Source organism: Mesorhizobium sp. ArgA1, from assembly GCF_053714375.1.
On record NZ_JBSKBQ010000045.1, the window covers coordinates 1 to 11,167 of the forward strand.

Annotated in this window: 8 protein-coding genes and 2 pseudogenes; all 10 read left to right on the forward strand. The window is 56.7% G+C overall.

Features of this window, described 5'->3' with window-relative positions; translation table 11 throughout:
* Positions 1–188 (forward strand): annotated as a pseudogene (locus tag ACWGTI_RS31480) (hypothetical protein); the annotation flags it as partial.
* A 355-nt stretch (positions 189–543) separates the two neighbouring features.
* Entirely contained in the window at positions 544–1,206 is a 663-nt protein-coding gene (locus tag ACWGTI_RS31485) for a DUF6946 family protein (RefSeq protein ID WP_454590556.1), read from the forward strand.
* 361 nt (positions 1,207–1,567) lie between these two features.
* A pseudogene (locus ACWGTI_RS31490) lies at positions 1,568–1,705 on the forward strand (IS701 family transposase); the annotation flags it as partial.
* 426 nt (positions 1,706–2,131) lie between these two features.
* Positions 2,132–3,724 carry an ABC transporter substrate-binding protein gene (locus tag ACWGTI_RS31495; RefSeq protein ID WP_454590557.1) on the forward strand — a complete coding sequence of 531 codons (1,593 nt, stop codon included), beginning with the start codon at positions 2,132–2,134 and terminating at the stop codon, positions 3,722–3,724.
* Positions 3,725–3,922: 198 nt separating this feature from the next.
* Positions 3,923–5,410 (forward strand): M81 family metallopeptidase, encoded by a 1,488-nt coding sequence (locus ACWGTI_RS31500; protein ID WP_454590558.1) that lies wholly within the window; start codon positions 3,923–3,925, stop codon positions 5,408–5,410.
* Positions 5,411–5,982: 572 nt separating this feature from the next.
* Positions 5,983–6,312: a hypothetical protein gene (locus ACWGTI_RS31505; protein WP_454590559.1), complete on the forward strand. Its 330-nt coding sequence runs from the start codon at positions 5,983–5,985 to the stop codon at positions 6,310–6,312.
* Positions 6,313–6,415: 103 nt separating this feature from the next.
* Positions 6,416–6,871 (forward strand): Lrp/AsnC family transcriptional regulator, encoded by a 456-nt coding sequence (locus ACWGTI_RS31510; RefSeq protein WP_454590560.1) that lies wholly within the window; start codon positions 6,416–6,418, stop codon positions 6,869–6,871.
* A 307-nt stretch (positions 6,872–7,178) separates the two neighbouring features.
* A complete protein-coding gene (locus ACWGTI_RS31515; RefSeq protein ID WP_454590561.1) occupies positions 7,179–8,138 on the forward strand; it encodes an aminotransferase class IV in 960 nt (319 codons plus the stop codon).
* Between the two features lie 83 nt (positions 8,139–8,221).
* Positions 8,222–9,412 carry a glycine C-acetyltransferase gene (locus ACWGTI_RS31520; RefSeq protein WP_454590562.1) on the forward strand — a complete coding sequence of 397 codons (1,191 nt, stop codon included), beginning with the start codon at positions 8,222–8,224 and terminating at the stop codon, positions 9,410–9,412.
* A gap of 41 nt (positions 9,413–9,453) precedes the next feature.
* The gene (locus ACWGTI_RS31525) at positions 9,454–10,644 is read left to right on the forward strand and encodes a M20 aminoacylase family protein (RefSeq protein ID WP_454590563.1); all 1,191 of its coding nucleotides are present in this window, start codon (positions 9,454–9,456) and stop codon (positions 10,642–10,644) included.
* Positions 10,645–11,167 lie beyond the last annotated feature (523 nt).

Below are 11,167 nucleotides of genomic sequence, written 5' to 3' on the forward strand. Positions count from 1 at the left end.
GGCAAGCGGATGGTCAAAAAGCAGCAGATGCGGTGGTCGCTCCACGGCGCGCATATGCTCATGCAGGTCCGGACGGCGCAGAGATCAACGGCGAACTTCGCAGTCGGCTGCGGGCACCGTTTCGGCAACCAGCCCCGAGCGTGCCTTCTATATTCAAGCCGAAACCGCCCCTTCTGCGTGCCGCCTGACCCCAGACAAATTACCGGTCTCTATCTCAATCATCCACCAGGAAGGTCCCAAACTGGTTTCCGAACTCCAGCACCAAACGCTTGGCGCCCACTATACGCGGTTCGCCTCAATCGGCGCTGGCATGTCGGTTGCGAGAAGCTCCCCACTGCAGTTGAATTGAGACTCAGGGGCATCGAATCTCATCATTAGGTGCAGCGATTGCAAGAAGCAGGCGCAATCTCACATTTTAGGGCCAACGAAAGTTCAGCGGACGGCGTGCTGCGACAGCTGCGACGCAGCTGAAATCACGAAACGTGGCCAGTCGGCCTACATAGCGAAGATCGTCGGCCACTAGTCACTCGAACGGAGTCTTGGATGTCACGTGTGTATCTACCCAGTTTAGGCCCGGATAGTTGGCAGGCGATCTTGGCTGATCCCGTCAAGCATTGGCGCATGGGCTATTCCGCACGAACGCTCGCGCACTGCTGGGAGAAGGCGAACGGTCTACCCTCGGAGGTCGCAGCGATGTTTGATCAGCCAACCGAACTCCTGGTTGCGCTTCCCGAGCACAAGGTGCCATTGGCCGGGGGCAATCGCGACAGTCAGAGCGATGTTTTCGCCTTGATACGCTTCGGCGCAGATACATGTGCCGCCACAGTCGAAGGGAAAGTCAACGAAACATTTGGTCCGACCGTCGGGGAATGGTTCGCGAACCCATCAGAGGGCAAGCGCCTTCGCATGCGTCAAATCTGCGATCTGCTGGGTTTAGACACCGTTCCACCGTTAGAGGTGCGCTATCAACTGCTGCACCGGACGGCGTCAGCGTTGTTGGAAGCCAAACGTTTCAAGACCGACGAAGCGGCGATGATCGTACATTCGTTCTCGCCAACGCGGATGTGGTTCGCTGATTTCGAGCGGTTTGCGGAGCTTTTCAGCGCTGCGGTGCAACCCGATCAACCCGTGGTACTCGTTCTGAATAACGGTCAGCGGCTTCGGCTAGGCTGGGCGACGGGATGCCCGGAATTTCTCTCGCTTTAAACTCGATCGATTGGACACTATCCACGCGATTTCTGCGGCGTCAGATGATGCCGCAAGAGGAACGCTTTTAGCCATGTGATAACGGCGCTTATAGTGTTTTGGGGCGTCTGCTTAGGATACTGTAGAAGGGATAAGCATCAGGAAATAAACGGGCATTTCGGAGGCTAACTATTATTAACCAATAATCAGAATTTGCCTGTCAACCTCTTCTATTGGGCCGACGCCTGTGTCGGAGGGGCAGCGTAATGAGTACGGGTAGCACAGGGCTCGAGCCCATCACACCCACCGCTTTTATCAAGAAATGGCGCAAGTCTGACCTTGGCGAGCGACAGACGGCCTAAGAACACTTCCTCGATATCTGCTCAAGATGCTCGCTGCCACGATCAAAGCCAGATGGGTCTGTGAGCAGGCGCATCAGCAGCTTGAGGAGGAACTCGGCCTCGACCACTTCGAAGGCAGATCCTGGACCGGGTTACACCGACACGCCCTGATGTCCATGGCCGGCATGCTCGGTTGTGGCGGCGGTCCTCCGACTCTTTTTTTCCGTCCCGCTGCTGGGTCGACCGGCGCTCGCCGACGAGCCAGACCTCGTCGAGCGATACTTCAACAAACTTAAGCACTTCAGAGGTATCGCAACTCGATATGACCGCGATCCGCTCAATTTCCTCGCTGCCATCAAGGCAGGACAGAAGTGGATTTGTAGTTTGACTTTGTTTCCCGAGCAACACCGCCTCGGCTAATGCATTTCAAAATGCAGCATTTTGGTATGTGGACATTTCATCCGAGAGCGTATTTTGCGGTAAATGGCGGCAAACTCGGTGCTACGCTCTTGGTGTCTCTCCTTTTTCACGGGGTGACGTTTGGCGGCTTCGGACGTCTCAATAGGCGCGGGTTAACCGTGCCAACAGCTAAAAGGGGAAGGAACATGAGAGTTACTCGACGGGAACTGGTTAAATTAGGACTGGCTGCCGGCACGGTGTTGTCGGTACCATCGGTCTTGCGAGCGCAGACATCGCAAAACTCTGACCGAACGGTCCGCATGGTGCTCGGAGCCTTCCAAGTCTTCGATCCGGTTGTTTCGGCCACTGACGATACAGTAAATCACGCCACCGCGATCTACGACACGCTATTCGCGCGCGACTCGAAGCTTGTGCCACAGCCGCAGATGGTGGGCGAGTGGAACGTTTCCGACGACCGAAAGACCTATACATTCCAGCTTCGAGATGGCCTGACTTGGCATGACGGCACCTCCGTCACCGCGGCGGATTGTGTCGCTTCGATCCGTCGCTGGAGCGAAGTGGCTCCCGGCGGTAAATTGCTTAAGGTGCGGGCTAAAGAGATCTCCAAGAAGGATGACAAGACTTTCACCATCGTCCTAAACGCGCCAATAGGTACTCTGCTCGAGATCCTGGCAGGCCCTTTCATGATGCGCGAGAAGGACGCGAGTCTTCCTGCAACCGAGCAGGTGACTGCGAATATCGGATCAGGGCCGTTCAGGTTTAACCATGCGCTTGCTAAACCGGGCTCAAGCTTCACCTACGACCGCAATGAAAAATATGTGTCACGTAAAGAAGCTTCTGATGGACTGGCCGGCGGGAAGGTCGTGAAGGTCGATCGTGTGGTAGCTGAAATGGGCCTAGCCGGCAATCAGCAAACAGCACTTGCAGCCCTGCAGGCTGGCGAGGTTGATTTTCTTTCCACGACATCTAGCGATCTTTTGCCGCTGATAGAGAGCGATCCCAATTTGGAACTCCAGATTATGGACAGATTGGGCCAAGACATGTTCGCACGCATGAATTGTCTGCAGAAGCCGTTTGACAACGTGAAAGCGCGTCAAGCGATGCTTCACCTGATCGATCAGGAAGCGTTTTTGAAAGTCACGGCTCCTGATCCGAGATTTGGTCGCACCGTCACGTCAATGTTTGGAAACGAGACGCCTGTGTCAAATGATGAAAATACCGGCTGGTTCAAGAAGGGTGGCGATCCGGAGAAAGCCAAGCAACTTTTCAAGGAAGCCGGATATGCCGGTGAGAAGATTGTCATTCTCCAGAGCTCCGACTGGGCGGAGGCCAGCAACGCCGCACTGCTTTTGGCGGCCGAGTTGCGCAAGATTGGGGTCAATGCTGAGCTTGCGCCGAGCGACTGGGCCGGAGTTGTCGCTCGTCGTGGTAATAAGGGACCAGTTGAGGACGGCGGCTGGAGCATTTTTATTACGAGCACAACTGAGTCAACTCTCAGCACTGTCATCACCGAGGTCACCCTCCCAATGAATGGCGACCAAGCGTGGTTCGGCTGGCCGAAACACGATGAATATGAGGCCCTTCGAACCCAATGGTCGGATGTCGAAACGCTCGAGGAGCGCAAAGCCCTGGCCCGCAAGATGCAGCAAATTTGGTGGGATTACGTCCCCGAGATTTTGTTAGGCCAGATTGTCTCGCCAAGCGTGCGTCGCAAGACGCTCATTGGGCTCGTCGAGGCGCCATCGGTGTTCCCGATGTGGAACATGCACAAGGCCTAAGGCTGACCCCATGTTTCGAGGATATTCTCGACCATCGCCTTCATGGTGATGGTCTGAGATCTTCAGTCATGCTCTGATCCGGGCCAGGTGCCCTGTCCGCACTTGCAGTGAACTCCCGATCTCTGCAGTCGGCATATAAGTGATTGCGGAAATAGTCAGGCTTTGGTGTATTTATTTCTTCTTCTCTGGAGACTTTCCATGAATTACCGCATCCTCACTGGCGAGATTGAACACGAAGCAAATACTTTCAGCAAGGTTCCGACCACGCTCGAACATTTCCGGGCCCGTGGCTTACTGCTGGGCGACGAGATCCCGCCGGCGCGACGGGGTACGCGCACCGCGCTAGGTGCGGCATTCGAGGCGGCCGAAAAATTCGGCTGGACGCTGTCTCATCCGCTCGCAGCTAGCGCCACTCCTGGCGGCACAGTGACGAACGAAACTTTCGAGCAGCTCTGCGCCTGGTTTCTTGCAGGCGCCGAGGGCTGCGATGGCGCGCTCATCAACCTGCACGGTGCCATGGTCGCTGAAGGTTTCGAGGATCCGGAAGGCGAGATGCTCGCTCGATTGCGCGCCATCCTCGGGCCCGACGCGCCGATCGTCGCCACGCTCGACCTCCACGCCAACGTCACGGAGAAGATGGCGGCGAACGCCTCGGCGCTCATCGCCGTGCGCACTTACCCCCATATCGACTACTATGAACGCACCTGGCAGGGGGCCGAGCTGGTGAATCGAGTCCTGCGCGGCGAGATCCGACCCCGCACCGTCATCGCAAAGCGTCCGATGCTAGATGGACTCGACGGCGGACGCACTCAGGCTGGCCCGATGCGTGATCTGATCGACCGCGGCGAGGCGCTGGAAGTCTCTGGCAAGGCGCTCGTGGTTAGCATCTGCGCAGGGTTCTCATGGAGCGACATCTACGACGTCGGGCCCAGTGTCACCGTCACCGCCGATGGCGACACCACCGAGGCGCGGCGCATAGCAGAGGAATTTATGGATTACGCGTGGGAGACACGGGCGTTCGTTTCCATCACAGACACAGGGGTCAGCGTCGCAGAGGCCCTTGAACGTGCCAAAGCCGGGGAGGCTGGCGCCAACAAGCCTCTTGTGATAGCGGATATCGGCGACAATCCCGGCGGCGGAGCTTATGGCGATACAACTGATCTGCTGCGCGCGATGATCGCCGCCGACCTCCAGAACGCGGCCTTTCATGCCATTTACGATCCAGAGGCCGTACAGGCCGGGATCGCCATCGGCGTAGGCAACAAGGGCCGCATTCTGCTTGGCGGCAAGCGAGCCCCCGAGATGGGTGGGGGGCCGCTCGAGATCGAGGCGCAGATTGTCTCAATTACCGACGGCCGCTTTCGCTGTTACGGACCGTCGTTTCTTGGCGGAGGCGCATGGCGCAGCTTCGGGCCGAGCCTGATGCTGCGCGTAGGCGGCATCGAAATCGGGGTGATCTCGCGGCCAGAACAAACAATCGACCTCGCCCAGCTTAGCTCTCTCGGCATCGATCCGTTGCACTGCGCCACGATCGCGCTGAAGTCGTACCATCATTTCCGCGCGGCATTCGAACCGATCGCTCGCGAGGTGATCAAGGTCGATGCAGGCGGGCTGGGATCCGCCGGGCCGAGGACGTACCGCCATATCCGCCGCCCGATTTGGCCGCTCGATCAAATCCAACTTTAGGCCTTGCCGAATATGCGCTAACCGACAGACGGAACGCCGGTGTGCGCTTGAACAAAGTTACGAAGGTATCCATGGTTGCGGGGCGTGGAAGTCGGAGGGCCGTTTCGCCCAGATGCGCGCCGCCCACGCCAGGTTAGCCCGGGCGTCATCGCCTTCATGAGCATATCGGTTGCCATTGTTCAGTCCAGTTTTCCAATGGGGCCAGAGCAATCGCCGGTGCCGGTCCGCGCGCGGGGGCTTCAGGCAGCGTCGTTAAATTTGTGAATCGAGCAGTGGGAATTTAGGGGGGCCCAAATCGGGGGGTGGTTTGTAGACAGGAGCGTCGGTCGACATTACCGCCATCAAGCTCCGGTAGTTTGGCTGTCCATCCGCTCGGGACGAGCGTTGTCGGCGACGCTTCGCAGAGGGCCAAGCTTTGGCTGCGGGCCGAGGGGTAACGCCGCAGTGAGCGCGGCGGCCGCGATCGCATACTGCACCGTTACGGACGGACTACGTCAACTGCGTGGTATGGCAGCGGGTTCAGCACTTGGCGACACTTGGCGACATTCGTCGCAAGGGGGCCAGCCGCAACATTGAGGGAGACCGATCCAACCTTCGACGATCCGGAAGGATTTGTCGATCTCGCCGCGGGCGATCCGATGAAGCGAATAGCTACGAACAGCTTCCCCACCACGTCATGGTCGACGCGATGGCCGATGACGCGCAGCGCCGCCGCTCCAGGAGCCAACACCCCATCCGGGCTGATCGGCTATCTGTTCTTCCCACTCTTGAAAATTGTCGGCGACCTTGCGGGGCTACCCTCAGCGCGACGTCGCCATGTTGCGCCAGAAACCGCCCAGATGGGAACCTGCGACCGAGGCGGCGACGTGAAATGTAGATTTCACCCTGTAGGCTTAGATTGAAATAAATCCACTGTTCCATTGGTGAAAGCGTTAGAATTTGATATCGTCGTTCGCGTAAAATGATCTTAAGGGAATCCTTGTCCAAAGGGAGCTGCAGATATAAATGTTGGACGACCTCGATCGGCGCCTCGTCGCCGCACTGCAGGTAAACAATCGACTCTCGTTTGCTGAACTGGCGGATCTTGTTGGCTCGTCCGCCGCGTCCTGTATGCGGCGAGTCAATAAGCTGCGTGCGGATGGAGTGATCGTTGCTGACGTCGCCCTGGTAAATCCAAAGGCTCTCGGAAAGTCACTTACGGTAATTGTGAACGTAGAGCTCGACCGGGAGCGGCTGGATCTCGTCGATGACTTCAAGCGCGCCATGCGGGCCGCAAAGGAGGTAACGCAGTGTTATATGGTGACCGGAGATGCGGATTTCGTTCTGATTGTTGCAGTGGAAGATGTGGAAGCATTCGACGTATTTGTGAAGACAAAGCTATATACCAATGCGAACGTACGCAAATTTAAAAGCATGATAACGCTTGATCGTGTGAAGTTCGAGCCCCGCGTCTTGGTCTGACCCTTTTTCACCTGACTGTTTTAGCCACCCAAGCACTTTTTATGAAGCGTTCGTTGCGTTCGTCCTACGAGTTTGATCGTTCCTGCCCAAAATTTCCTGCGATCAATCATACGCAGTCGGCGTTGTCCGAACTGCCGCTGGCAACCCAAAGAACCGCCGAGCTTGCCATCGGATAGGATCCGGGAGTTTCGAGTAGGCGACATTTAGAGGCCACTATGAGTCAGGGGTAGCGCGGGCACACGAGTGGGCATCGATCGACAATGCGGGCGGGTACACAATACCGTTGGCGCAGCAGGAGAAAGACAACATGACAATTGCAACGTTTGGGTCGCAAGGAGACCTTCCAGAAGTCAAAGCGCGCCATCAGGATGCTCGCAATTACCCTCACGGCGTTGCCTTCATGGACGGACAGTATCTGCCCATGTCGGAAGCAAAGATTTCGGTCCTTGATTGGGGCTTCCTTCACTCCGATGCGACCTATGATACTGTGCACGTGTGGGAAGGTCGTTTCTTCAGGCTAAATCTCCATCTGGATCGCTTCTTCAGGGGTATGGAACGTCTGCGGATGAAACTGCCGTATAGCCGTGAAGAAATTCAAGCAATTTTGACTAATTGCGTTGCTTTGTCTGGACACAAGTCAGCGTACGTCGAAATGATATGCACCCGCGGGGGATCCCCGACTTTCAGTCGGGACCCGAGGGAGGCTGAGAATCGCTTCCTTGCGTTCGCAGTTCCATATGGTTCGGTCGCCAATAGCGAACAGCTGAAGCGTGGTCTCCATATAGCTGTTAGCGAAACAGTCCGTATTCCGCCTAAATCCGTGGATCCGGCGATCAAGAATTATCACTGGCTCGACCTGGTCAAGGGGCTTTTTGACGCCTATGACTTCGGTGCCGAAACCGCCCTGATTATGGACACCAACGGCAACATCGCCGAAGGCCCTGGCTTCAATGTGTTTGCAGTGAAGGGAGGGCAGTTGAAAACTCCCGCGTTCGGTGTACTGCCAGGCATTACGCGTCAGACCGTTTTTGAGCTGTGCGAAGAATCCGGATTGACAGTGGCAGCGGCAGACCTGGCTCGCGACGAACTGCTTCAAGCAGACGAGGTGTTCATCACCTCGACAGCGGGAGGTATTATGCCGGTGACGCGCATCGATCATACCGTCATCGGCGATGGCAAGGTCGGCAGTGTAACTACTCAATTGATGGATTTGTACTGGCAGAAGCACTCGGATCCGGCATGGTCTTCCGCCGTGGCCTACCCGTGACTTAGTCGGCAGGTGGCTCATCCTTCAAACAAGGACCGGCCACCTGTTCCCTCTTCGGCCTCTCCACCAATCCTCGGACAACTATGACCGACCGTTTTATTGCATTTCTAAATGAAGAACTGATGAGACTTAAATCGTCAGGGCTCTACAAATCCGAACGCACTATCATTTCTAGTCAATCGGCAAAAGTCCGGGTGGCAGATGGGAGCGAGGTGCTAAACTTCTGTGCCAATAACTATCTTGGTCTTGCTGATAACGGCGACGTCTGCGCTGCCGCAAAAGCTGCACTCGACCGTTACGGATACGGCATGGCTTCGGTGCGCTTCATCTGCGGCACGCAGGAGAAGCATAAGCAGCTTGAAGCGCGCATCTCCTCCTTTCTCGGGATGGAAGACACGATCCTCTATTCGTCCTGTTTTGACGCCAATGGAGGTCTCTTCGAGACCTTGCTCGGCGAGGAGGATGCCATCATCTCGGATGCTCTGAACCACGCCTCGATCATTGACGGCGTGCGCCTCTCCAAGGCCAAGCGCTTCCGCTACGCCAATAACGACATGAAGGCGCTGGAGGAAGAGCTCAAGAACGCCGAGGGCAGCCGCTTCAAGATGATTGCCACCGATGGCGTCTTCTCGATGGACGGCATCATCGCCAATCTCGGCGGCGTCTGCGATCTCGCGGAAAAATATGGCGCGATGGTGATGGTCGACGACAGCCATGCCGTCGGTTTTGTCGGCAAGAATGGGCGCGGGTCAGCGGAGCATTGCGGCGTCGAGGGCCGGGTAGATATCATCACCGGCACACTCGGCAAGGCACTCGGCGGTGCCTCCGGCGGCTATACCTCCGCCAAGAAGGAGGTGATCGACTTGCTCCGACAGCGCTCCCGGCCTTACCTCTTTTCCAACACTCTGATGCCGGCAATCGCTAGCGCCTCTTTGAAGGTGTTCGAGATCATCGAGAAGAGCGACGCGCTGCGCGAAAAGCTTTCCGCCAATGCTGATCGATTTCGGTCAAAGATGACGAGTGCAGGGTTCACGCTGCTCGGGAACCGCCATCTTATCGTACCCGTCCTATTCGGTAATGCAGGCATGGCCCAGGAAATCGCTGATCGAATGCTGCTGCAAGGCATATATGTAACGGCCTTCTCCTTCCCGGTCGTGCCGAAAGGTCAAGCGCGCATTCGCACCCAGATGTCGGCAGCGCATTCCGCGGAGGACATCGACCTCGCGGTTCAAGCATTTGCTAACGTAGGCCGATCGCTAGGAGTCGTTGCTTGAGGTCGTATCCTATTTGAAACGCGTAGAAGGGCTTGTACAACATGAGAGACATTGACATTTTCCGTGAGTTACAAAGCGAGGCCACCGATTGGCGCCGTTATCTCCACGAAAATCCGGAGCTGGACTTCCAGGAATATAACACCGCAAGGTTTGTTGCCGAGAAGCTCGCTTCATTTGGCATAAACCACATCGAAACCGGAATTGCGGGGACAGGCGTCGTCGCATTGATTCAGGGAGAAGGCGGAGATGGGCCGACGATCGGGTTGAGAGCAGACATGGATGCCCTTCCAATCGTCGAGACATCAAATAAGCCTTGGGCGTCGAAGACCTCGGGCATAATGCACGCGTGCGGCCACGACGGTCACACGGCCATGTTGCTGGGCGCTGCGAAACATCTTGCGAGCTCACGCAACTTTAAGGGCTCGGTCGCTCTGATCTTCCAGCCGGCCGAGGAGCCAGCATTCCCGACGGGGGCTTTTAAAATGGTCCAGGAAGGGATCATGGAGCGCTTCGGAATCTCTCGGGTTTTTGGCATGCATATTGCCCCGGGCATCGAAGTTGGCAAATTCGGCATCCGTCACGGTTCGATTATGGGATCCCAAGATGACTTCGATATCATCGTCAAGGGTCGGGGCGGGCATGCGGCCGACCCATCTCACACGATTGATCCCGTTGTCATTGCAGCCCAGATCATTATGGGTCTGCAGACCCTGGTATCACGCAAAACTGATCCCTTGGAGTCGCTGGTAATCTCCGTGACCAAGCTAAATGCCGCGCAGGCCTACAATGTCATTCCCGATCAGGTCGAAATCGGCGGAACTGTCAGGACCTCTGCACCCAGCCTGCGGGATTTCGCCGAGAAAGAGATTGCGGCTGCGGCCCAGGGCATAGCGCGGGGGTACGGCGCAGAGATTGAGTTCAATTATCTCCGATCGGTTCCAGCGACCTTCAATTCCACCGAAGAAACCAATCTGGCGATCGAGGCGGCGCGCAACCTTGTCGGGACCGCTTCCGTTGATGGAAATGTCGGATTTAGCATGGGAGCGGAGGATTTCGCCTATATGCTCGAGGCGCGACCAGGCGCTTACATTTACCTTGGCAATGGGCCAACGCCTGCGTGTCATAATCCAGCATTTGATTTCGATGACGAGGCCTTGCCCTATGGCATCGGGTATTGGGCAAAGCTGGTCGAGACCGTGTTGGGATCTGAGAGAACCGGCGAATCTGGTTAAGACCGGTAGTGCGTGGTCGTAATGCAGTTCACGTACTACCGGGTTACCTTGACTCGTGTGCGTTATGTCGAACCGCATGAGTGAGGTGAGTCAGGCCTTGCATTTGAGCTCTGACGTCACCGCATCGATCGAGCGGGGTCACTTGGTGGGCTCCCGAGAACGTCACGATCCTAAACAACCCGAAATCATCGGTCTCCGTGCCTCACCGTAGATCTATTCAGAGTGCACACGGGGACTTAGAGCTGGCTCCGCTTGTTTGGACAGCGCCCCGCGGAATTTAAGTGGCATCCTGCCGGGTTACGTTGAGCGCGGGGCTTTGCGATTTTGCTGCGGCGTGGGGAGGGCGTAGCCCGACCAAAGCTGCAGCAAAATCGCGCGGCGACGATCATGCGGCCGTCGCCATCGCCTGCGCGCCGAAATAAGCCTCGTCAGGCGTGCGCCCGTCAAGCCCGACTTCAACAGTTGTTTTTGAATAGATCTTTATAATCAATGAGATGTGCGGCCCCCAAGTTTCCTTAGCACC